We start from the raw sequence: 22,948 nt of genomic DNA on the forward strand, positions 1-22,948 counted from the left end.
CCGCCCCGGAGATGAACCCTGTCCTCGTCGTCGCCAGCGTCAGATGTGTATAAGAGCCGACCGCACCGCCGTCACCGGCGACCGCCGCGTCACCCTCACCGTCACCGAGTTCGACCTCCTCGAATACCTCATGGCCAACCCCGGCCGCGTCTTCACCCGCGAACAACTCCTGGACGCCGCCTGGGGCCCCGGCGCCGGCGCCGGCAGCCGCACCGTCGACGTCCACGTAGCCCAGCTCCGCGCCAAACTGGGCGAAGGCACCCCCATCAGAACCGTCCGAGGCATCGGCTATGTGTTGGACCGGGGGAATCCCTGTTGACCCAGGGGGGCGACCCCCTGGAACCCCCGTCAGCGACGCAGGCGATCCTCACGCCTGGTTGCGGTCTCTGTGCCTCTTGCGGTCTGTGCGGCGCTGCGGTCGCCTGCGTCGCCGGGCATGCCCGCTCCGCTCGCTAGCGCTCCCTCCGCGTGCCTGCCCGCACTCCGGTGGCTGGGCTTAAACCTGCCGGGGTCGGGGTTCAACCTGCCGTGGCTGGGCTTCAACCTGCCGTGGCTGGGCCGAACCGGCTCGCCTATCGTGGGGGTGTGACTCGGGTAGCCGTTCCACCGCAGGAGCATTCGCACGCGCCCAAGCAGGGGATGCGGGCGCTGCTGCCGCAGGCGGCGGTGCTGGGCGGAGTCGTCGCCGGCGCGCTGATCGTGGCCTTTCGGGGCGACCCGAACGAGGCGGGCCACTATCCGAGCTGCCCATTCCTCATGCTGACCGGCTACTACTGCCCCGGCTGCGGCATGACGCGCCTCGTCTACGCACTGACCCACGGCGACGTGGGCACCGCCTTCGGCCTGAACCCGCTGCTGTTCGTCCTGCTGCCGGTCTTCGGCTACCTCTACGTCCGCTGGACGGTCAAAACCGCCCAGGGCCTCCCCATGCGAACCATCCTCTTCAAACAACCAGTGGTCTACGCCTTCCTAGGCCTAGTGATCGTCTACTGGATAGTCCGCAACCTGCCCTTCGCTAATGCTCTGGCGCCTTAGGCCCACTCCTGGAGGTTCGAACCTCAGCCCCGGCAGGTTGAAGCCCAGCCACCGGAGTGCGGGCAGGCACGCGGAGCGAGCGCTAGCGAGCGCAGCGGGCATGCCCGCCGACGCAGGCGACCGCAGCGACGCCGCGCACGCCCGCACGGGCACGACAGACCGCAACAGCGGCGTGAGGATCGCCTGCGTCGTGACGGGGGGCGCGGGGGGTCGCCCCCCGATAGATATAGTGCACGGAACGACCTGAAATAGGGGGCCTGCGACCTTGAGCGTTTTGGACGAGATCATCGAGGGCGTCCGGGCCGATCTCGCCGACAGGCAGCGCGAGGTCCCGCTCGACGCACTCAAGGAGACGGCGGCGAAGGCGCCGGCCCCGCGGGACGCGCTCGGCGCGCTGCGCGGCCCGGGCGTCTCGGTCATCGCGGAGGTCAAGCGCAGCAGCCCGTCGAAGGGCGCGCTGGCCGCGATCGCGGATCCGGCGGCGCTGGCCCGCGACTACGAGGCCGGCGGCGCCAAGGTGATCAGCGTGCTGACGGAGCGGCGCCGGTTCGGCGGCAGCCTCGAAGATCTCGCCGATGTGCGCGCGAACGTCGACGTGTCCGTCCTGCGCAAGGATTTCATCGTCACGTCCTACCAGCTGTGGGAGGCGCGGGCGGCGGGCGCCGACATGGTGCTGCTGATCGTCGCGGCGCTGCCGCAGGACGCGCTGGTGTCGCTGGTGGAGCGGGCCGAGTCGATCGGGCTGGTGCCGCTCGTCGAGGCGCACACCGAGGAGGAGGCGGCCCGCGCCGTGGCGGCGGGCGCGAAGGTCGTCGGGGTGAACGCCCGCGACCTGCGCACGCTGAAGGTCGACCGCGGGGTGTTCGCGCGGGTCGCGCCCACCATCCCCAAGGACGTCGTGAAGATCGCCGAGTCCGGGGTGCGGGGGCCGCACGACCTGCTCGCCTACGCCTCCAGCGGCGCCGACGCCGTGCTGGTGGGGGAGAGCCTCGTCATCGGCCGGGACCCGCGCGCCGCGGTCGCCGACCTGGTCGCCGCGGGCGCCCATCCGGCGCTGCGGCAGAGCGGCTGAGCGAGTCGATAGGGTGAGGGGTATGCAGGTCGAACCGCTCCGGGAGCGATGGCGGGGCTGAGTCCAGGCCCCACCGACCCCATCCACTTCTCCCACGACAGGACGCGTTTTCCGATGACCACGGACACCGCCGCGCGCGGTGCTGTACCCGATGCCACCGGCCATTTCGGCCGGTTCGGCGGCCGGTTCGCCCCCGAGGCGCTGATGGCGGCGCTGGACGAGCTGGCCCGCGAGTTCGAGGCCGCCAAGCGGGATCCCGCCTTCACCGCGGAGCTGGACGACCTCCTCGCGAACTACGCGGGACGTCCGAGCCTGCTGACCGAGGCGAAGCGCTTCGCCGAGCACGCGGGCGGCGCCCGGGTGCTGCTGAAGCGCGAGGACCTCAACCACACCGGCTCGCACAAGATCAACAATGTGCTGGGCCAGGCGCTGCTCACCAAGCGGATGGGCAAGTCCCGGCTCCTCGCCGAGACCGGCGCCGGGCAGCACGGCGTCGCCACCGCGACCGCCGCCGCGCTCCTCGGCCTGACCTGCACCGTCTACATGGGCGAGGTCGACACCGAGCGGCAGGCCCTGAACGTCGCCCGGATGCGGATGCTCGGCGCCGAGGTGATCCCGGTGAAGACCGGCAGCCGCACCCTCAAGGACGCCTGCAACGAGGCGTTCCGCGACTGGGTCGCGACCGTCGACGACACCCACTACTGCATCGGGTCCGTCATGGGCCCGCACCCGTTCCCGATGATGGTCCGCGACTTCCAGCGCATCATCGGCGTCGAGGCCCGGCAGCAGTGCATCGACATGACCGGCGCACTGCCGGACGCGGTCGTCGCCTGCGTCGGCGGCGGCTCCAACGCGATCGGCACCTTCCACGCCTTCGTCCCGGACGAGTCCGTCCGGCTGTACGGGTTCGAGGCGGGCGGCGACGGCGTCGCGACCGGCAAGCACGCCGCGACCCTCACCGGCGGCTCGCTCGGCGTCATCCACGGCATGCGGACCTACCTGCTGCAGGACGACGACGGCCAGACCCTCGAAACCCACTCGATCTCCGCCGGACTGGACTATCCCGGTGTCGGCCCCGAGCACTCGTGGCTGCACGACACCGGACGCGCCGAGTACCGCGAGATCACCGACGCGGAGGCGATGGACGCGTTCGCGCTGCTGTGCCGCACCGAGGGCATCATCCCGGCGATCGAGTCGGCGCACGCGCTCGCCGGCGCGCTCAAGGTCGGCAGGGAACTGGGCCCGGACGCCACGATCGTCGTGTGCCTGTCCGGACGCGGCGACAAGGACATGCACACGGCCGCCGCCTTCTTCGGCCTGATGCCAGAAGGAGAGGGCAAGTGAGCGCCCGGACCGCCTACGACAAGGCCAAGGCGGAGGGACGGGCCGCGCTCGTCGGCTACCTGCCCGTCGGCTTCCCGACCGTGGACGGCGCCATCGAGGTCGCCAAGACCATGGTCGACGCGGGCTGCGACGTCATCGAACTCGGCCTGCCCTACACCGACCCGATGATGGACGGCCCCGTCATCCAGGACGCCGTCCACCAGGCACTGGTCGGCGGCGCCCGCGTCGCCGACGTGTTCCGGACGGTCGAGGCCGTCGCCGCCACCGGCGTCCCCACCCTCGTCATGACGTACTGGAACCCCGTCGACCACTACGGCACCGACCGGTTCGCCCGCGACCTGGCGTCCGCCGGCGGGTCCGGGCTGATCACCCCCGACCTCACGCCCGAGGAGGGCGGCGAGTGGCTGGCGGCGTCCGACGCGCACGGCCTCGACCGGGTGTTCCTCGTCGCGCTCAGCTCCACCGACGAGCGCATCGAGACGATCACCGGGGTGTGCCGCGGCTTCGTGTACGCGGCGTCGCTGATGGGCGTCACCGGCGCCCGCTCCGCCGTCGACACCGGCGCCCCGCACCTGGTCGAGCGGACCCGTGCGGTGATCGACAAGGCCGGGACGGCGCTGCCCATCGGGCTCGGGCTCGGCGTCGGCACCGGCGCGCAGGCCGCCGAGGTCGCCGGGTTCGCCGACGGCGTCATCGTCGGATCGGCGTTCGTCCGCCGCGTCCTGGAGGCCCCCGACCTGACGGCCGGACTGGCCGGGATCCGGTCGCTCACCGAGGAGCTCGCGGCGGGCGTCCGCGCCCGGCACTGATCATTCCGGACATGCCGGCAAGGCCCGCGCGGAACGCGGAAAAGCCGCTTCCGCGCGGGCTTTACGGTACTTCGGGAACTCCCGGCGGCCGCCGCCGAGTTGTTGCTTGTGGTACCGCCGTCCTCCCGTAGGGTGTGTTCGCCGGAGGAGGCGGTCCCGGAAGGAACACGATGACGCAAGAGATGACGGCGAAGGACCGGGCCGAGACGGCGGCGCCGCGGCTGCCGCCCGCCTGGTTCCAGGTCGCGGCCTGGCTGCTGACGCTCGGCGGGCTCGGGATCTCCGTCTACCTGACGATCAGCCACTACGACGAGAGCGCGCTGGTGTGCTCGGCGACCTCGACGATCGACTGCCACGCGGTCACGACGAGCGAGTACTCCACCCTGCTCGGCATCCCGATGCCGCTGCTCGGCCTCGCGTTCTTCGTCGGCTTCGGCGCGCTGCTGACGCCGTGGGCGCTGCGCTCGACGTGGCCGCCGCTGCGCTGGGGCCGGGTCGCGGCCGTCTCCGTGGGCGTGCTCATGGTCGTCTACCTCGTCACCGTCGAGCTGGCGGTCCTGCACAAGATCTGCCTGTGGTGCACCGGGGTGCACGCCGTCACCGTCGTGCTGTTCCTGCTGGTCCTGATCGACGAATTCCGACGGATCGGTCAGGTCGACTAATCTCGCCGGTACCGCGCCGCACGGTGGCGGCGCCCGGGTCCGTACGCACGAGGAGAATCCATGAGCAAGGCCGCACGAGAGCGGTCCGCGAGAGAGCGCCTGGCCGCCGAGCGCAAGCGGCAGGCGGCGCGGGACAAGCAGCGGCGGCTGCTCGCCATCGTCCTCGGATCGGTGGTGGCCGTAGCGGTGATCGTGGTCGGGACCGTCCTGGTCATCGACCAGAAGAACAAGAACGGCCGGGCCGAGGTCCACCAGGGCGCGCTCGCCCCGCTCACCCGCCAGGACGACGGCTCCATCGTGATGGCGCAGTCCGGGGTGACCAAGCCGGAGCTGGAGATCTTCGAGGACTTCCAGTGCCCGATCTGCAAGCAGTTCGAGGAGGCCACCGGCAAGACCGTCCAGGAGCTCGCCGAGCAGGGCAAGGTCAAGGTCGTCTACCGGCCGTTCCACCTGTTCGGGCAGCAGAAGGACCCCATCCGGATCAACTCGCTGCGCTCGGCCGAGGCGGCGCTGTGCGTCCCCGCCGACAAGTGGATCTCCTACCACGACGCGCTCTTCAAGTTCCAGCCCGCCGAGGGCTCGGAGGGCTTCTCGCCCGACGACCTGGTGAAGTGGGGCAAGGACGTCGGCGTCACCGACCCGAACTTCGAGAAGTGCGTGCGGGACGAGCAGAAGAAGGCCACCGTCACCTCGATGACCAACTACGCGCTGCAGGAGCGCGGGGTCGACGGCACGCCGACGGTCTTCCTGAACGGCCAGAAGCTCGACCAGACGCAGTTCATGAACCCCGCGGCGCTGCGCGCGACGATCGACGCCGCCGGCAAGACCGCCGGGAAGTGACCTCGCCCCGCCCGCACGGCGCTTCCTGAGGCCCTCGCCCGGCCGCCACCGCTACGCTCGTGATAGCTCAAGAGCACGCACCGTGGCGATCGGGGGATCGATGAGCGAGCAGGGCAGGGAACCGTCCGCGCGGCGGCGCCTCGCGGACGAGCGGGCGCGGGCGGCGGCCCGGGGACGGCGGCAGCGCGCGCTGCTGGTCGTCCTCGGCGCCGTCGCCCTGGCCGCGGTCGTGGTCGCGGCGGTCGTCGTGCTGGTGTCCCGCAACGGCGGCGACGAGTCCGCGATCGGCGACTACAAGGGCGCCCTCGCCCCGGCGACCCGGCAGCAGGACGGCTCGGTCGCGATGGCGAAGCCGGGGGTGAACGCGCCCGTCCTCGACGTCTGGGAGGACTTCCAGTGCCCCGCGTGCAAGGCGATGGAGGAGCGGCTCGGCGGGACGATGAAGCAGCTGGCGGCGGAGGGCAAGCTGAAGGTCGTCTACCGGCCGTTCCAGCTGTTCCAGCAGGACCCGCTGATGTCGAACTCGCGGCGCGCCGCGAACGCGGCGGCCTGCATGCCCGCCGACCACTGGATCAAGTACCACGACCGGCTGTACGCCGAGCAGCCCGAAGAGGGCAAGAAGGGGTTCCTCCCGCAGGACCTCATACAATGGGCGGCCGACCTGGGCGTGACCGACCCGTCCTTCGCCGCCTGCGTCAACGGCGAGCAGAAGATGGACACCGTGGACCAGGCCAGCGCCCAGGCGGGGAAGGCCGGGGTCGACTCGACCCCGTACCTCGCACTGAACGGCAGGAAGGTCGGCGGCGACGTCCTCGGCTCGCCCGACGAGCTGAAGAAGGCCGTCGCGAAGGCCACCGGGAGCGCACCGGCACCGGGAAGCACGCGGCCGGGCGGCACGGCGGCCGGACGGCAGTGAAGGAGAGGGCGCGGACGGCGCCCGGAAGGCGGTAACGTCAACGGTCATGCACCAGCTCGCCTACATCCCGAGTCCCTCGCAGGGCGTCTGGCACCTCGGGCCCGTCCCGATCCGCGCCTACGCCATCATGATCATTCTCGGCATCGTCGCCGCGGTCTGGCTGGGCGAGCGGCGCTGGGCCGCCAAGGGCGGCGCGCCGGGCGTGATCGTCGACGTGGCCGTGTGGGCGGTGCCGTTCGGCCTGGTCGGCGGGCGGCTCTACCACGTGGTCACCGACTACCAGCGCTACTTCGGGGAGAACGGCGAGCCGCTGCGGGCGCTGGAGATCTGGAAGGGCGGCCTCGGCATCTGGGGCGCGATCGCGCTCGGCGCGCTCGGCGCCTACATCGGCTGCCGGCGGCGCGGCATCTCGATCCTGGCGCTCGCCGACGCGGTCGCGCCCGGCATCGTGCTGGCGCAGGCGATCGGCCGCTGGGGCAACTACTGGAACCAGGAGCTGTACGGCCGCCCGCTGGACACCTTCTGGGCGCTGAAGATCGACGAGAACCACCGGCCGATGTTGGACGGCGGGCCCGCCCTCGACCCCAGGTACGCCGACATCGCGACCTACCACCCGACGTTCCTGTACGAGTCGCTGTGGTGCCTCGGCGTCGCGGTCCTCGTCATCTGGGCCGACCGCCGCTACAAGCTCACGCACGGCCGCGCGTTCGCCCTCTACGTCGCCGCCTACACGGTCGGACGCGGCTGGATCGAGGCGCTGCGCATCGACGACGCCCACCACATCCTCGGCCTGCGCCTCAACGACTGGACGTCGATCGCCCTGTTCATCGGCGCGGTCGCCTACCTGTACCTGAACCGGGGCCGCACCGGCCCGGAGAACGTCGGCGCCCCCGTCGCCGAGACCGCGTCCGGTGACACCGCCGCCGTCCCCGCCACGAGCGAGGACGAGGCGGCGGACGCGGCGGACGACGAGCCCAAGGCCGGCGCGGAGGCCGAGGACGCCGGCGAGACGGAGGAGCCCTCCGCCGAGGCCGATTCGGCAGAGGAGGCCCGAGACGACGCCCCGGAGGACGAGCCCGCCGGCGAGGCCGTGGAGAATGAGGGCGACGGTGCCGCCGACCCCGGCCGGGTGACGAAGGGGGAGCCCGTCACGGACGGGAAGTAGGCGACGGCCACGGTGTCGGACGCAGGCACGGAGCACCACCACCAGCACCGCGACGTCACCGGGGGCTGGCTGCGGCCCGCGGTGTTCGGCGCGATGGACGGGCTCGTGTCGAACTTCGCGCTGATCGCGGGCGTCGCGGGCGGCCAGGAGAACCGGCAGGTCGTCCTGCTGGCCGGCCTCGCGGGCCTCGCGGCGGGCGCGTTCTCGATGGCGGCGGGGGAGTACATCTCGGTCGCCTCCCAGTCGGAGCTGGCGGAGGCGGAGATCGAGGTGGAGCGGCTGGAGCTCGCCCGGCACCCGGTCGCCGAGGAGCGCGAGCTGGCCGAGGTGTTCGAGGCGCGCGGCGTGGACGCCGAGACGGCCGCCGAGGTCGCCCGCCAGCTGTCCCGCAACCCGGACGAGGCCTTGGAGGTGCACACCAGGGAGGAGCTCGGGGTGACGCCCGGCGACCTGCCGTCCCCGGTGCTGGCGGCGGGCTCGTCGTTCCTGTCGTTCGCGGTCGGCGCGGTCCTGCCGGTGCTGCCCTACCTGCTGGGCGCGTCCTCGCTGTGGCCCGCGGCGATCGTCGCCGCCCTCGGCCTGTTCGCCGCCGGGGCGGTGGTGTCGCGGATCACCACCCGGCCGTGGTGGTTCGGCGGGACCCGGCAGCTGCTGTTCGGCGCCGCCGCCGCGGGCATCACCTACGGTGTCGGTGCGCTGATCGGCGGCAACGGGCTGTAGCTCCAAGGAATCTGGACGAAAACCCCTTTTGGGCGCGCGGAGCGCACCCGGACCGCTAAGCTCCGGGGCGTGATCGAGGCTCGTGACTCAGGTTCCCCCCAGGCCGCGCGGCAGGGCCGCGGGGAGGACTTCTGGCCGGAGGAGAAGCCCGGCCGCAGGCTCCCCAAGCCGAAGCTGCTGATCGGCGCGGTCGCCGCGCTGGTCGTGGTGGTCGTCGCGGCGGTGGCCGTGGTCCTGCTGACCGGCGGGAGCGACGAGCAGGAGGCGAAGACGGCGGTGCCGACCGCCTACACGCCCGACTACCTCGGCGAGGGCTTCGCCCAGATCGCGTCCCGGTCCGCCGACACCCGCGCGATCACCGAGGGCGAGGCGTTCTCCGCCAAGAACCTGAAGACCGGCAAGTACGCGTTCACGCTGGCCGCGTCCGACCTGACGGACGACTGCAAGGCCGGCACGTGGGGCGCCCGCCTGCAGGGCGACCTCGCCAAGGGCCAGTGCACCCAGCTCGTCCGCGCCGCGTACGTGAGCGACGACAAGAAGCACGTCGGCCAGTTCATCGTGCTGAACATGGCGGCCGAGGACGGCGCCAAGCAGGTGCTGCGCGACCTGGACCCGGCGACCGGCGCCGGCTGGGTGGTGCCGCTGAAGGCGCCCGGGGTGCCCGCGTTCGGGCCCGGGTTCAGCGCCGCCTACGCCAAGACCTACGGCCACTACGCCGTGATCACGTGGGTGGAGCGGGCCGGCGGGGAGCAGCCCGCCTCGCTCAACGAGATGATCGATGTGAGCCTGGTCATCGAGAACGCCGCCGACTTCCTGTACGGGCGGCTCGACCTGGCGGCCGGCGGGAAGTCCGGGCAGTGAGCGCGCCGCGCACCGGCGTGTCACCGGCCGGCGGGCAGTAGTCTGCGCGCCCGTGGACCCCGATGAACCCCGCCGCGGCGGCCGCGGCCGCGGCCGGGGCAAGGACGGCGCCGAGGACGAGGCATCGGCCGAGGAGCCCGAGGCCGAGGAGGCCAAGGAGGCCAAAGAGGAGCAGCCCAAGGCCGGCAAGACCTCCACCAGGGGCGGCAGGGCCGCCGGCAGGGCCAAGAAGGAGCCCAAGGCGGAGGAGGCCGAGCAGGAGGCCGCCGACGACGAGGACGACGGCGAGAACGGCCAGAACGGGTCGAGCCGCCGCCGTCGCCGCCGCAGGCGCCGCACCGGGACCGACGGCGACGGCGGGAACGGCACCGACGACCCGCCGAACACCGTCACGCACGTCCGCTCCGCCCGGGAGGCCCGCGCCGCCGCCGAGGACGAGGTCCAGTCCGTGCGCGGCTCGACCCGCCTGGAGGCCAAGAAGCAGCGCCGCCGCGAGGGCCGCGAGCAGGGCCGCCGCCGCCCGCCGGTGATCACCGAGGCGGAGTTCCTGGCGCGCCGCGAGTCGGTCGAGCGCGTGATGGTGGTGCGGCAGGAGGGCGAGCGCACGCAGATCGCCGTCCTGGAGGACGACGTCCTCGTCGAGCACTACGTCAACCGCGCCACCCACCAGTCGTACGTGGGCAACGTCTACCTGGGCAAGGTCCAGAACGTCCTGCCGTCGATGGAGGCGGCGTTCGTCGACATCGGCAAGGGCCGCAACGCCGTCCTGTACGCGGGCGAGGTCAACTGGGACGCCTCCGGCCTGGAGGGGCAGCCGCGCCGCATCGAGTCGGCGCTCAAGTCCGGCCAGTCGGTGCTCGTCCAGGTCACCAAGGACCCGCTCGGCCACAAGGGCGCCCGGCTCACCAGCCAGGTCTCGCTGCCCGGCCGCTACCTCGTGTACGTGCCGGACGGCTCGATGACCGGCATCAGCCGCAAGCTGCCCGACAAGGAGCGCAGCCGGCTCAAGTCGATACTGAAGAAGGTCATGCCGGAGAACGCCGGCGTGATCGTCCGCACGGCGGCCGAGGGCGCGACGGAGGAGGAGCTGTCCCGCGACGTGTCCCGCCTCGCCGCCCAGTGGGACAGCATCCAGAAGAAGGTGAAGACGGCGTCGGCGCCGTCGCTGCTCTACGGCGAGCCCGACCTGACGATCCGGGTCGTCCGCGACATCTTCAACGAGGACTTCTCCAAGCTGGTCGTGTCCGGCTCCGAGGCGTGGGACACGATCTCCGAGTACGTCGAGTACGTGGCGCCGCACCTGGCCGACCGCGTCGAGCGCTGGACGGGCGACCAGGACGCCCTGTCGGCGTACCGCATCGACGAGCAGATCGCCAAGGCGCTCGACCGCAAGGTGTGGCTGCCGTCCGGCGGCTCCCTGGTGATCGACCGCACCGAGGCGATGACGGTCATCGACGTCAACACCGGCAAGTTCACCGGGCAGGGCGGCAACCTGGAGGAGACCGTCACCCGCAACAACCTGGAGGCGGCCGAGGAGATCGTCCGCCAGCTCCGGCTCCGCGACCTCGGCGGCATCATCGTGATCGACTTCATCGACATGGTGCTGGAGTCCAACCGGGACCTGGTGCTGCGCCGCCTCGTCGAGTGCCTGTCGCGGGACCGTACCAAGCACCAGGTCGCCGAGGTCACCTCGCTGGGCCTGGTCCAGATGACCCGCAAGCGCGTCGGCCAGGGCCTGCTGGAGGCGTTCTCGGAGACCTGCGAGTCGTGCAACGGCCGCGGCATCCACGTCCACCTGACGCCGGTCGAGCCGAAGCAGGACAAGGCGGCCGGCAAGGAGAACGGGCGCCGCCGCAAGCGCAAGGGCGAGGTCGAGAAGGCCGTCGAGGAGAAACTGGCTCAGCACGAGCCCAAGGCGAAGGAGCCGGCCGCCGAGCCGGAGCCCGCCGAGGCGCCGGTCGTGGAGGCCGAGCCGGAGCCGGTGCGGTCGCGGCCGAAGAAGTCGGGCCCGGCGAAGCGCCCGGCGGGCCCGCCGCCGGAGATCGACGAGTCCCCGGCGCAGGCCGCCGTGGAGGCCGCGGACGCCGCCGAGGAGGCGGTCGACACCTCCCCGGGCGCCCTGGCCGACGCCGAGCCGGTCCCGGTCACCGCCAACGGCACCGGCCCGGACCTGGGCGGCGCCGAGGTGCCCGCCGACGCGTCCGCCGCCGAGCCGAACGGCTCCGCGCCCGCCGGGGACGAGGGCGCGGACGAGGGCGGCACCGCCACCCGCCGCCCCACCCGGCGCCGCGCCACCGCCGCGCAGACCGCCGACGGCGGCGAGTCCGCGGACTGACGAGGGACCGGTGCCCTGGCCGGACGCGTTCGCGTTGCGGTCAGGGCATCCGGTATCCTTCTACTTCGGTGCGTCGTGGGCGCGCCGTCCGTACCTGCACCGCGAAACCCGTCCGGGGGTCGTTCGGTGCTCACCTCGCCGATCCGGTGAGGCCAAGCAGAGAGCGCCAGGGTCCGCCCTGGTGTGCCGCCCTCGGCCCGGTGCCGGGGGTAGGCCCCCGTCCGGGGGCTGGTAAGCCACGCGCGGGACCGGTTCAGTCCGGAAGCGCGCGCAGACGAAGGGTTTCCGCGGTGTACGCGATTGTCCGCGCAGGCGGCCGGCAGGAGAAGGTCGCCGTCGACGACGTGCTGACCGTCGACAAGCTGGCCGGTGAGGTCGGCTCGACCGTCAAGCTTCAGGCCCTGCTGGTCGTGGACGGCGACGACGTCGTCAGCAAGGCGGCCGACCTCGCGCGTTACGAGGTGACCGCCGAGATCCTCGGCGCGGTCAAGGGCCCGAAGATCAACATCATGCACTACCGGAACAAGACCGGGTACAAGCGCCGGATGGGTCACCGCCAGCCGTACACCGAGGTCAAGATCACCGGTATCCAGGCCGGGAAGTAAGGGAGCGCGTTCTCATGGCACACAAGAAGGGCGCATCGTCCAGCCGCAACGGCCGCGACTCCAACGCCCAGCGCCTCGGCGTGAAGCGGTTCGGCGGCCAGGTCGTCAACGCCGGCGAGATCATCGTCCGGCAGCGCGGCACCCACTTCCACCCCGGGCCGGGCGTCGGCCGCGGCGGCGACGACACGCTGTTCGCGCTGGTCGCGGGCGCGGTCCAGTTCCGCCGCTACCGCGGCCGCAACGCGGTCAGCGTCGTCCCGCCGGCGGAATAGTCCGCCTGGGGCACAAGCGTTTTCGAAGGGGCGGACCGGTGCACGGTCCGCCCCTTCGCCGTTTCCATTGAGGAGAGTCACCGTGGCCGCTGGAGCGGGATCGGGCGCGCAGTTCGTCGACCGGGTGGTGCTGCACGTCGCGGCGGGCAACGGCGGGAACGGCTGCGCCTCGATCCACCGGGAGAAGTTCAAGCCGCTCGGCGGCCCGGACGGCGCGAACGGCGGGCGCGGCGGCGACGTCGTCCTCGTCGTGGACGGCAACTCGGCGAGCCTGCTGGAATACCACCGGCGTCCGCACCGCAAGGCGGGGAACGGCAAGCCGGGGCAGGGCAGCCTGCGGACGGGCGCGGACGGCGGCGACGTGATCCTGCCCGTCCCGGACGGCACCGTCGTCAAGGAGGGCGACACGGTGCTGGCCGACCTGGTCGGCGAGGGCACCCGGTACGTGATCGCGAAGGGCGGCCACGGCGGCCTCGGGAACGCGGCGTTGGCGACCGCGAAGCGCAAGGCGCCCGGGTTCGCGCTGCTCGGCGAGCCGGGCGAGGAGCGCGACGTCGTCCTGGAGCTGAAGAGCGTCGCGGACGTCGCGCTCGTCGGGTTCCCCAGCGCGGGCAAGTCGTCGCTGATCGCCGCGCTGTCCGCCGCCAAGCCGAAGATCGCCGACTACCCGTTCACGACGCTGATCCCGAACCTCGGCGTGGTGAGCGCGGGCGACACGACGTTCACGGTCGCGGACGTGCCGGGCCTCATCGAGGGCGCCAGCGAGGGGCGCGGCCTCGGCCTCGACTTCCTCCGCCACATCGAGCGCTCGTCCACGCTCGCGCACGTCCTCGACTGCGCGACGATGGAGCCGGGCCGCGACCCGGTCAGCGACTTCGAGGTCATCGAACGCGAACTGCAGGCCTACGACCGGGTGCTCGGCGACCGGCCGCTGTCGGACCGCCCGCGCATCGTCGTCCTCAACAAGGTGGACGTACCGGACGGCCGCGACCTCGCCGAGATGGTGCGCCCCGACTTCGAGGCGCGCGGCCTGCGGGTGTTCGAGGTGTCGGCGGCCTCCCACGAGGGCCTGCGGGAGCTGTCGTTCGCGATGGCGGCGATGGTGAGCGAGTACCGCGCGGCGCTGCCGCCGGCGGAGCCGACCCGCATCGTCATCCGGCCCGAGCCGGTCGGCGGCGACACCGACTTCGAGATCAAGAACCTCGGCGACAACACGTACCTGATCACCGGCGTGAAACCCGTCCGGTGGCTGCGGCAGACCGACTTCGCCAACGAGGAGGCCGTCGGCTACCTCGCCGACCGGCTCGCCCGGCTCGGCGTGGAGGACGCGCTCGCGCAGGCGGGCGCCAGCGCCGGCGCCACCGTCCTGATCGGCACCATCGACGACTCGATCGTGTTCGACTGGGAACCGGAGGTCCCGGCGGGCGAGGCCGCCATGGGCCCGCGCGGCACCGACCGCCGCCTGGACGGCTGGTCATGAGCGGAGCGAACCGGGGGGTGTGGGGGGTCGCCCCTCCACAGGAGGCAGGGTCATGAGCGAGCGCGCGGAGATCGCCAAGGCGCGCCGGATCGTCGTCAAGGCGGGGTCGTCGTCGCTGACCACGTCGCAGGGGACGATCGACGCGAACCGCATCGACGCGCTGGTGGACGTCCTCGCCGCCCGCCGCGCCGACGGCACCGAGATCGTGTTCGTGTCGTCCGGTGCGATCGCGGCCGGGCTCGGGCCGCTGGGGCTGACCCGCCGTCCGCGCGATCTCGCGACCCAGCAGGCGGCGGCGAGCGTCGGGCAGGGCCTGCTGTTCGCCCGCTACACCTCGTCCTTCGCCCGGTACGCGCTGACGGTCGGGCAGGTGCTGCTCACCGCCGACGACATGATGCGCCGCTCGCACCACCGCAACGCGCAGCGCACCTTGGGGCAGCTCCTCGCGATGGGGATCCTGCCGATCGTGAACGAGAACGACACCGTCGCCACCGACGAGATCCGGTTCGGCGACAACGACCGGCTCGCCGCGCTCGTCGCCCACCTGATCCGCGCGGACGCGCTCGTCCTGCTGTCGGACGTCGACGCCCTCTACACCGGTGACCCGCGCCAGCCCGGCGTCCGCCGCGTCGGCGACGTCCACGGCCCGGACGACCTGAAGGACGTCAAGCTCGGCCGGTCCGGACGCGTCGGCACGGGCGGCATGGTCACCAAGGTCGAGGCGGCCCGGATCGCGGGCATCCCGGTGGTGCTCACCAACGCCGCGTCCGCCGCGCACGCGCTCGCCGGGGACAGCGTCGGCACGCTGTTCCACCCGGCCGAGGGCCGCCGCATGTCGACGCGGAACCTGTGGCTCGCGCACGCCACCACCGGCCAGGGGCGCGTCACGCTGGACGCGGGCGCCGTCGAGGCGGTCGTGCGGCGCCGCAAGTCCCTGCTCCCGGCCGGCGTGACGGGCGTGGACGGCGACTTCGCGGCCGGCGACCCGGTCGACCTGTGCGACACCGACGGCCACGTCGTCGCGCGCGGCCTGGCGAACTACGACGCGTCCGAGCTCCCGGAGCTGATGGGCCGCTCGACCAGATGGCTGGCCCGCGAGCTGGGCGCGGAATACGAACGCGAGATAATCCACCGCGACCATCTGGTCGTCCTTGACGAGGGAGCGTTGTGATGAGTGACGAGCGCGAAGAGTTCCTTGCCGTGGCGCGGCGGGCGCGGGAGGCGGCAGCCGGGCTGGCTCCGCTGCCGCGCGCGGCGAAGGACGCGGCGCTGCACCGCATCGCGGACGCGCTGGTCGCCGCCGCCCCGGAGATCGTGAAGGCGAACGAGGTCGATGTCGCGCGGGCCCGCGACAACGGCACCTCGGAGTACATGATCGACCGGCTGAGCCTGTCGGAGGCGCGGATCGCCGCGATCGCCGAGGCCGTCCGGCAGGTCGCCGCGCTGCCGGACCCGGTGGGGGAGACGCTGCGCGGCAACGTGCTGCCGAACGGCCTGGAGCTGCGGCAGATCCGGGTGCCGCTCGGCGTCGTCGGGATGATCTACGAGGGCCGTCCGAACGTGACCGTGGACGCCGCCGCGCTGTGCCTGAAGAGCGGGAACGTGGCGATGCTGCGCGGCTCGTCGTCGGCGCACGACTCGAACACGGTGCTGGTCGAGGTCATGCAGGGCGCGCTGGCCGAGACGGAGGTCCCGGCGGACGCGGTGCAGCTCGTCCCGGGCACGTCCCGCGAGTCGGTGAAGCACCTGATGCGGGCGCGCGGCCTGGTGGACGTGCTGATCCCGCGCGGCGGCGCCTCGCTGATCAACTCGGTGGTGGAGGAGTCGACCGTCCCCGTGATCGAGACGGGCGTCGGGAACTGCGCGGTGTACGTGGACGCCGCCGCCGATGTGGACATGGCCGTCGAAATCCTGCTGAACGCCAAGACGCAGCGCCCGTCGGTGTGCAATGCGGCGGAGACGTTCCTGGTGCACGCCGACATCGCCGACACGTTCGTCCCGCGCGCGCTTGAGGCGCTCAAGACGGCCGGGGTCACCGTCCACGGCGACGACCGCATGCGCTCGTACAGCGCCGACGTCGTTGAGGCGACCGACGACGACTGGTACGCCGAGTACCTGTCGCTCGACATCGCCGCCCGGGTGGTCGACTCCCTTGAGGACGCGGTCGCCCACATCCGTACGTACGGTTCGGGCCACACCGAGGCGATCGTGACGGCGTCCCAGCCGGCCGCGAAGCGTTTCGTGTCGCTGGTCGACTCGGCCTCCGTGATGGTGAACGCCTCGACGCGCTTCACCGACGGCGAGGAGTTCGGCTTCGGTGCGGAGATCGGCATCTCGACGCAGAAGCTGCACGCGCGCGGCCCGATGGGGCTGCCGGAGCTGACGTCCACGAAGTACGTGGTGACGGGTGAGGGGCACACCCGCGGCTAATTGTGACATTTTTGCCATTGATGTCACGTTGCGAGTGTGGTCTGATTCACGATTGTGACTCGTGAGTACAGCCGCCGCCGTGTCCTGCAGGGCGCCGCCCTCGGCGCGGGCATCGCCTCCACCGGGCTGGCCGCGTTCCCCGCGCGTCCCGCCGCCGCCGCGACGCCCGCGCTCAGCGGCCCGATCGCCGGTACCACCCTCGACCGGACGTACGTGCTCGGCGCGGCGGGCGCCGGCGGGTACCGGCCGGTGATCACCGGGCCGGGGGAGCCGCACCGGCTGCGCCGCGACCTCGGCGGCACCGCCGCCGCGCGCCGCGCCGCCACCCGCCGCGGCGTCCTGGCGTTCGGGCATCTCACCGACGTGCACATCATCGACGCGCAGTCCCCGGCCCGCGTCGAGTTCATCGACCGCATCCGCGACCTGGTGAGCGGGTTCCCGGAGGGCGGGTGGCGGCCGCAGGAGATCCTGTCCACGCAGGTCGCCGAGGCGATGGTGCAGACGATGAACAAGGTCGGCCGCGGCCCGGCCACCGGGCTCGGGCTGGCGTTCACGATCAACACCGGGGACGCCGCCGACAACGTCCAGTACAACGAGATCCGCTGGATCATCGACCTGCTGGACGGCCGGCGCGTCCGCCCCGACTCCGGCGACCCGAACAAGTACGAGGGCGTCATGGACTGGGCGTCCTACGACCGCGCGTACTGGCACCCCGAGGGCCCGCCGCCCGGCGCGCAGGCCGACGTCGCGCTGACCAAGTACGGGTTCCCGCAGGTGAAGGGGCTGATCGACGCCGCGCGCCGGCCGTTCCAGGCGTCCGGTCTCGACATGCCGTGGCTCGCCGCGTTCGGCAACCACGACGGCCTCATCCAGGGCAACCTGCCGGTCAACCCGCTCGTCTCCGGCCTCGCCACCGGCGGCATCAAGATCGGCGCCCCGGCGGACGACGGGCAGGCCGAGCGCCTCGCCCGCATGATCCAGAAGGCGGACTCGGCGGAACTCGTCCGGCTGAGCCGCGAGCAGGGCGGTGCCGGCGGCCTGTTCCGTCCCGTCACGCCCGACTGGAACCGGCGGATGCTGTCGCGCCGGGAGGTCGTCGCCGAGCACTTCAAGACGTCCGCGTCCCTGCGCGGCCACGGCTTCACCATGACCAACCTCTGGGACGGGACGGCCTACTACGGGTTCGACCAGGGCGTGGTGCGCGGGCTCGTCCTCGACACCGTCAACCCGAACGGCTACTCCGAGGGCTCGCTCGACAAGAAGCAGTTCGCCTGGCTGGAGGCGCAGCTGAAGGCCGGCAGCAGCCGCTACTTCGCCCCGGACGGCTCGGTCGTGAAGCACGCGGTGAAGGACCGGCTGTTCGTCCTGTTCAGCCACCACCCGATCGCCTCGCTGGAGAACCCGCTGGGCGGCGACCGCGTCCTCGGCGACGAGGTGCAGGCGCTCCTGCTGCGCTACCCGAACGTCATCCTGTGGGTGAACGGCCACACGCACCGCAACCAGGTCATTCCGCACGCGCGCAAGGGCGGCGGAGGGTTCTGGGAGGTGAACACGGCCGCGCACATCGACTTCCCGCAGCAGAGCCGCATCGTGGAGCTGGCCGACAACGGCGACGGCACCCTGTCGGTCTTCGCGACGATCCTGGACTCCGCCGGACCCGCGTCCTACGGCGGCCGGCTCACCGACCCCGTCCGGCTCGCGTCGCTGTCCCGCGAACTGGCGGGCAACGACTGGCAGGACCGCGACACCGACCGCCGCGGCGAGGTCGCCGACCGCAACGTCGAACTCCTCGTCCCGGCGCCGTTCTAGGGACACGAGAAGGGCCGCCGCGTCCGTGTCGCGGCGGCCCCGGCCTCTTCTCGCTAGCTGCTCGTCGGCCCGTTGTCCCGGCGGCTGATCCGGTCGAACAGCCCGCCGGCCGCGCCCGCCGCCGCGTCCGCCATGTCGCGGACCTTGCCCACGAACGGGTCCGCCGACCGCTCCCACGACTCCCGGTAGGAGCGCGCCGCGTCCTTGATCCCGTCCCGGACGGACGCGTCGCCGTCGCCGTCGCGGCGCGGGTAGTCGCCCGCCAGGATCCGCTCGTACTCGCCGCTGCGCGCCCACTGGTCGATCTCGGCGAACCGGATCACCGCGTACGGGTGCGACTGCCCGAGCAGGTTCAGGAACTTCAGGATGCCGTCCCGCACATCGCCGGCCGCGTCGTACTCGCGCGCCTGCTGCAGGAACGCCTCGCTGCTCATCTCGCCCAGCCGGACCCCGCCGGCCAGCTTCATGTTGACCCGCTTCGCCGCGTCCACGTCCTGCCCGGCGAGCAGCCCCGCCCGGTCGGACGACAGCTCCGCCTTCCGGAACCACTCGCGCAGCCCGATGATGATCGCCGCGATGCCGACGTTGCCGAGCGGCAGCCACGCCAGCCGCGACCCGAGCTGCAGCAGGATCTGCATCATCGTCTGGTACACCGCGTGCCCGGACAGGATGTGCCCGACCTCGTGCCCGATGACGAACCGCAGCTCCTCGTCGTCCAGCAGGTCGATCAGGCCGGTGTTCAGCACGATGAACGGGTGGTCGGAACCGAGGGCCATCGCGTTCGGCGTCGGGTCCTGCCGGACGTACAGCTCCGGGACCTCCGGCATGTCCAGGATGTAGCAGGCGTCCCGGACCATGTCGTGGATGTGCCGGAACTGGTCCTCGCCGGCGCGCACCGTCCCGCCGAGGAACATCAGCCGCAGCGACCGCTCGTTGACCAGCCCCGACAGCTTGCGCAGGACGACGTCGAACCCGGACAGCGAACGCAGCGCCAGCAGCGCCGATCGGTCCGCCGGGTGTTCGTAGGCCCGGGAACTGATGCCCGGGAACCGCGTACGTGCTCGATCCGGTGTGTTCTCCGTCATGTCTGGCATGGTAGTCCCGACGAACCAGCGTGCCGCAGGGTTCCACGCCGGAGTGACCCGCGCGGTTCCGGCCCTCCCCGGGAGGCGATTCATGTTCGACCCCAAAGCCGAGGCGATGTCCCTGGACGAGCGAGCCGCGCTGCAGCGGCACCGGCTGTGGGGCCTGGTCGACCGCCTCCTCGCCGCGGACGGGGTGCAAGGCCAGCGGCTCAAGGAGGCCGGAGTCGCCGGCGGCTCCGACGTGACACTGGCCCAGCTCCGCGACCTGCCCTTCACCACCAAGCAGGACCTCTGGGACAACTACCCGTTCGGGATGCTCGCCGTCCCGCAGGACCAGGTCGCCGCCGTGCACGGCTCCAGTGGGACGCGCGGACGACCCACCCTCGTCGCCTACACCAAGGCCGACCTCGACCTGTGGGCGGCGATGTGCGCGCGCTCCCTCTCCTGCGCGGGGGCGTCGCCGGGCAGCATCGTCCACAACGCCTACGGGTACGGGCTGTTCACCGGCGGCATCGGCATCCACCAGGGCGCCGTCGCGCTCGGCGCAACCGTCGTGCCGATGTCCGGCGGTATGACCGACCGGCAGGTGCGGATGCTCGCCGACCTGAACGCCGACATCCTCACCTGCACCCCCGCGTACGCGCTGCGCCTCGGCGAGGCCGTCGCCGAGGCCGGTGTCGAACTGCCCGCGCTGAAGGCCGGCGTGTTCGGCGCCGAACCCTGGTCGGAGGAACTGCGCACCGCCATCGAGGCCGTACTGCCCATCAAGGCCGTCGACATCTACGGCCTCTCCGAGGTCATCGGCCCCGGCGTCGCCACCGAATGCCTCGAACAGGACGGCCTGCACGTCAACGAGGACCACTTCATCGTCGAGGCCGTCGGCCCGTCCACCGGCGACCCCGTCGAGGACGGCACCCCCGGCGAACTCGTCTTCACCACCCCGACCAAGCAGGCACTGCCCCTGCTGCGCTACCGGACCGGCGACATCGCGTCCCTCACCCGCGGCGAATGCCCCTGCGGGCGGACCCTCGTCCGGATGAGCAAGGTCCTCGGCCGCGCCGACGACATGCTCGTCGTCCGCGGCGTCAACGTGTACCCCAGCGAGGTCGAGCGCGTCCTGCTCGGCTCCGGGCTCGTCCGGCCGCACTACCAGCTCGTCGTCGACCGGCGCAGCCCGTCCGCCCGGCTCCTCGTCGCCTGCGAGGCCGTCGCCGGCGACCCGCGGGGCGACCTCGTCCACGCGCTGCACGAGACGCTCGGCCTCACCGCCGACGTGTTCGTGCTGCCCGCCGGCACCGTGCCGAGGGTCGAGGTCGGCAAGGCCATCCGCGTCGTGACCTGGGACGACGGCCGGCCGCCGATCCCCGGCCTCGGCTGACCCGGGGACCCGGACGTTCCGGGCACCGGCCCCGCCGATTATTCTCGTCGGTATGACGCAAAAGCGGCGGCTCGGGGTCATGGGCGGCACCTTCGACCCCATCCACCACGGGCACCTCGTGGCCGCGAGCGAAGTCGCGCACTTCTACTCCCTCGACGAGGTCGTCTTCGTGCCCACCGGCCTCTCCTCCCACAAGGAGCGCGGCGACGTCACCCCCGCCGAGGACCGCTACCTCATGGCCGTCATCGCCACCGCGTCCAACCCCCGCTTCTCCGTCAGCCGCATCGACATCGACCGGCCCGGCCCCACCTACACCGTCGACACCCTCCGCGACATGCGCGAACTCCGGGGCGCCGACACCGACCTGTTCTTCATCACCGGCGCCGACGCGCTGGAGAAGATGCTCACCTGGCACGACACCGACGAACTGTTCGAGCTCGCCCACTTCATCGGCGTCACCCGCCCCGGCCACCGCCTCGCCGACCCCGGCCTCCCCAACGGGCGCGTCTCCCTCATGGAAGTCCCCGCCCTCTCCATCTCCTCCACCGAATGCCGCGACCGCGTCCACGCCGGCGAACCCATCTGGTACCTCGTGCCGGACGGCATCGTCCAGTACATCAACAAGCGCGGGCTGTACTAGGACGCGTACCTCCGCGCCCTGCGGGAGTGTGCCGGCCGGGGCGCATACGCTGGAGGGGGAAGGGCCGCATGAGCATTGCGGTCGCACAGCGACAAAGGGGTCCGTTGTCCGCCGCCCATGAGAGGGTGTCAACGGAGACGACCCCTACAGGGAGGATCGCGAGCGCACCGTGACCGCATCCGAGAGGGCGGCAGAGCTCGTCCGGATCGCCGCCGAGGCGGCGGGCGACAAGCTGGCCGACGACATTCTTGCCTACGACGTGAGCGAGCAGCTCGTCATCACCGACGCCTTCGTGCTCTGCTCCGCACCCAGCGACCGGCAGGTCCGCGCCATCGTGGACGAGGTCGAGAAACGCCTCCGCGAAGACGCCGGCGCCAAGCCCGTCCGCCGCGAAGGCGAGCGCGAAGGCCGCTGGGTCCTGCTCGACTACGTCGACATCATCGTGCACATCCAGCACGAAGAAGACCGCATGTACTACGCCCTCGAACGCCTGTGGAAAGACTGCCCCCTCCTCGACCTGCCGGACAGCGCCACCGCCCACCGGGCCCAGCGCGCCCGCGCCGTCGGGAGCCCGAGTGAATGACGCCCGGCCCGCCCGCGAGCCGGGACGGCGGCGGCTCGTCCTCTGGCGGCACGGCCAGACCGCGTGGAACGTCGAACGCCGCTTCCAGGGCAAGACCGACATCCCGCTCGACGAGACCGGCATCGCCCAGGCCCAGCGGGCCGCCCGGCTCCTCGCCGGACTCCGCCCCACCGCGCTGCTCGCCTCACCCCTCAAACGCGCCGCCGACACCGCCCAGGCCCTCGCCGACATCACCGGACTCCCCGTCCGCTACGACAAGGACCTCATCGAACGCGACGGCGGCGCCTGGGAAGGCCTCACCTCCCGCGAGATCCGCGAACGCTACCCCGCCGAACACGCCGCCTGGCAGCCGCCCGGCGGCGAGACCAGCGCCCAGGTCGCCAAACGCGTCGGCGCCGCCCTCGAACGCGCCCTCGACGAACTGCCGCCCAACGGCCAGCTCGTCGTCGCCTCCCACGGCGCCGCCCTCCGCCTCGGCATGTCCCACCTCATCGGCCTCCCCGAAGAGACCTGGGAACGCCTCGGCGGCCTGTCCAACTGCTGCTGGTCCGTCATCATCGAAATGCGCGACGGCGGCTGGCGCCTCGCCGAACACAACGCCGGCACTCTCCCCGAACCCGTCCTCAGCGACGACCGCCCCGACGCCGGCACCTGACGCCCAAACGATTCGAGAGCAGCCCCGTCCGTCCTATACACTGGCGAGGCGCTGCGGGATGAACGTCCACGCAGCGGCGGGGCTATGGCGCAGTTGGTAGCGCGCCTCCATGGCATGGAGGAGGTCTGGGGTTCGAATCCCCATAGCTCCACTCGGAGTTGGGAGTGGTGTGGTCGGGAGCCTTCGGCTCCCTCCCCGCCACTCCTTCGTCATGTTGACCCGGGGGGCGCCCCCCGGGTCAACATGACGAAA

At 72.2% G+C, this 22,948-nt stretch carries 22 protein-coding genes, 1 tRNA gene and 1 pseudogene; 23 read left to right on the plus strand and 1 reads right to left on the minus strand.

What is annotated here, in order from left to right:
* From HUX53_RS14180 to HUX53_RS14265, 18 genes and pseudogenes are all read left to right on the plus strand, one after another.
* Positions 1-319 (plus strand): winged helix-turn-helix domain-containing protein (locus HUX53_RS14180; RefSeq protein ID WP_176403652.1); only part of this gene is annotated, 319 nt, incomplete at its 5' end.
* A gap of 266 nt (positions 320-585) precedes the next feature.
* Positions 586-1,035, plus strand: coding sequence for a DUF2752 domain-containing protein (locus HUX53_RS14185; protein WP_309237213.1), 450 nt, complete (start codon positions 586-588; stop codon positions 1,033-1,035).
* A gap of 265 nt (positions 1,036-1,300) precedes the next feature.
* A complete protein-coding gene (gene trpC, locus HUX53_RS14190) occupies positions 1,301-2,107 on the plus strand; it encodes an indole-3-glycerol phosphate synthase TrpC (protein ID WP_176403653.1) in 807 nt (268 codons plus the stop codon).
* A gap of 114 nt (positions 2,108-2,221) precedes the next feature.
* On the plus strand, positions 2,222-3,451 hold the full coding sequence (gene trpB / locus HUX53_RS14195) for a tryptophan synthase subunit beta (RefSeq protein ID WP_176403654.1): 1,230 nt from the start codon (positions 2,222-2,224) through the stop codon (positions 3,449-3,451).
* Positions 3,448-4,260 carry a tryptophan synthase subunit alpha gene (trpA, locus tag HUX53_RS14200; protein WP_176403655.1) on the plus strand — a complete coding sequence of 271 codons (813 nt, stop codon included), beginning with the start codon at positions 3,448-3,450 and terminating at the stop codon, positions 4,258-4,260. The genes trpB and trpA overlap by 4 nt, the downstream gene beginning before the upstream one ends.
* Positions 4,261-4,430: 170 nt before the next feature.
* Positions 4,431-4,922, plus strand: coding sequence for a vitamin K epoxide reductase family protein (locus HUX53_RS14205; RefSeq protein WP_176403656.1), 492 nt, complete (start codon positions 4,431-4,433; stop codon positions 4,920-4,922).
* A gap of 60 nt (positions 4,923-4,982) precedes the next feature.
* A complete protein-coding gene (locus tag HUX53_RS14210; RefSeq protein WP_176403657.1) occupies positions 4,983-5,762 on the plus strand; it encodes a thioredoxin domain-containing protein in 780 nt (259 codons plus the stop codon).
* Positions 5,763-5,844: 82 nt separating this feature from the next.
* Positions 5,845-6,678, plus strand: coding sequence for a thioredoxin domain-containing protein (locus tag HUX53_RS14215; RefSeq protein WP_309237214.1), 834 nt, complete (start codon positions 5,845-5,847; stop codon positions 6,676-6,678).
* A gap of 46 nt (positions 6,679-6,724) precedes the next feature.
* The gene (lgt, locus tag HUX53_RS14220) at positions 6,725-7,843 is read left to right on the plus strand and encodes a prolipoprotein diacylglyceryl transferase (RefSeq protein WP_176403658.1); all 1,119 of its coding nucleotides are present in this window, start codon (positions 6,725-6,727) and stop codon (positions 7,841-7,843) included.
* 12 nt (positions 7,844-7,855) lie between these two features.
* Positions 7,856-8,563: a VIT1/CCC1 transporter family protein gene (locus HUX53_RS14225; RefSeq protein ID WP_309237215.1), complete on the plus strand. Its 708-nt coding sequence runs from the start codon at positions 7,856-7,858 to the stop codon at positions 8,561-8,563.
* Positions 8,564-8,632: 69 nt separating this feature from the next.
* A complete protein-coding gene (locus HUX53_RS14230; RefSeq protein WP_176403659.1) occupies positions 8,633-9,424 on the plus strand; it encodes a hypothetical protein in 792 nt (263 codons plus the stop codon).
* 70 nt (positions 9,425-9,494) lie between these two features.
* A pseudogene (locus HUX53_RS14235) lies at positions 9,495-11,759 on the plus strand (ribonuclease E/G); the annotation flags it as partial.
* 290 nt (positions 11,760-12,049) lie between these two features.
* On the plus strand, positions 12,050-12,364 hold the full coding sequence (rplU, locus tag HUX53_RS14240; RefSeq protein WP_176403660.1) for a 50S ribosomal protein L21: 315 nt from the start codon (positions 12,050-12,052) through the stop codon (positions 12,362-12,364).
* A 14-nt stretch (positions 12,365-12,378) separates the two neighbouring features.
* Entirely contained in the window at positions 12,379-12,636 is a 258-nt protein-coding gene (gene rpmA / locus HUX53_RS14245) for a 50S ribosomal protein L27 (protein ID WP_067640985.1), read from the plus strand.
* An 82-nt stretch (positions 12,637-12,718) separates the two neighbouring features.
* Positions 12,719-14,116 (plus strand): GTPase ObgE, encoded by a 1,398-nt coding sequence (gene obgE, locus HUX53_RS14250; RefSeq protein WP_176403661.1) that lies wholly within the window; start codon positions 12,719-12,721, stop codon positions 14,114-14,116.
* 52 nt (positions 14,117-14,168) lie between these two features.
* Entirely contained in the window at positions 14,169-15,287 is a 1,119-nt protein-coding gene (gene proB, locus HUX53_RS14255; protein WP_176403662.1) for a glutamate 5-kinase, read from the plus strand.
* Positions 15,287-16,546, plus strand: coding sequence for a glutamate-5-semialdehyde dehydrogenase (locus HUX53_RS14260; protein WP_176403663.1), 1,260 nt, complete (start codon positions 15,287-15,289; stop codon positions 16,544-16,546). Before proB ends, HUX53_RS14260 begins: the two co-directional genes overlap by 1 nt.
* A gap of 54 nt (positions 16,547-16,600) precedes the next feature.
* Positions 16,601-18,355: a TIGR03767 family metallophosphoesterase gene (locus tag HUX53_RS14265; RefSeq protein WP_176403664.1), complete on the plus strand. Its 1,755-nt coding sequence runs from the start codon at positions 16,601-16,603 to the stop codon at positions 18,353-18,355.
* A 53-nt stretch (positions 18,356-18,408) separates the two neighbouring features.
* Here the strand turns inward: HUX53_RS14265 and HUX53_RS14270 are convergent, their stop codons facing one another.
* The gene (locus HUX53_RS14270; protein ID WP_176403665.1) at positions 18,409-19,440 is read right to left on the minus strand and encodes a M48 family metallopeptidase; all 1,032 of its coding nucleotides are present in this window, start codon (positions 19,438-19,440) and stop codon (positions 18,409-18,411) included.
* Between the two features lie 91 nt (positions 19,441-19,531).
* Between HUX53_RS14270 and HUX53_RS14275 the strand changes: the two genes are divergently transcribed.
* The 5 genes from HUX53_RS14275 to HUX53_RS14295 all read left to right on the plus strand — a co-directional run bounded on the left by HUX53_RS14275 (position 19,532) and on the right by HUX53_RS14295 (position 22,847).
* A complete protein-coding gene (locus HUX53_RS14275; protein WP_217919422.1) occupies positions 19,532-20,818 on the plus strand; it encodes a phenylacetate--CoA ligase family protein in 1,287 nt (428 codons plus the stop codon).
* Between the two features lie 52 nt (positions 20,819-20,870).
* Positions 20,871-21,458, plus strand: a complete 588-nt coding sequence (nadD, locus tag HUX53_RS14280) for a nicotinate-nucleotide adenylyltransferase (RefSeq protein WP_176403666.1) — start codon at positions 20,871-20,873, stop codon at positions 21,456-21,458.
* A 169-nt stretch (positions 21,459-21,627) separates the two neighbouring features.
* Positions 21,628-22,041: a ribosome silencing factor gene (gene rsfS, locus HUX53_RS14285; protein WP_176403667.1), complete on the plus strand. Its 414-nt coding sequence runs from the start codon at positions 21,628-21,630 to the stop codon at positions 22,039-22,041.
* Entirely contained in the window at positions 22,034-22,696 is a 663-nt protein-coding gene (locus HUX53_RS14290; protein WP_176403668.1) for a histidine phosphatase family protein, read from the plus strand. The genes rsfS and HUX53_RS14290 overlap by 8 nt, the downstream gene beginning before the upstream one ends.
* A 78-nt stretch (positions 22,697-22,774) precedes the next feature.
* A tRNA-Ala gene (locus HUX53_RS14295) sits at positions 22,775-22,847 on the plus strand.
* The last annotated feature ends 101 nt before the right edge of the window (positions 22,848-22,948 follow it).

The organism is Actinomadura sp. BRA 177, from assembly GCF_013372625.1.
Classification (GTDB): domain Bacteria; phylum Actinomycetota; class Actinomycetes; order Streptosporangiales; family Streptosporangiaceae; genus Spirillospora.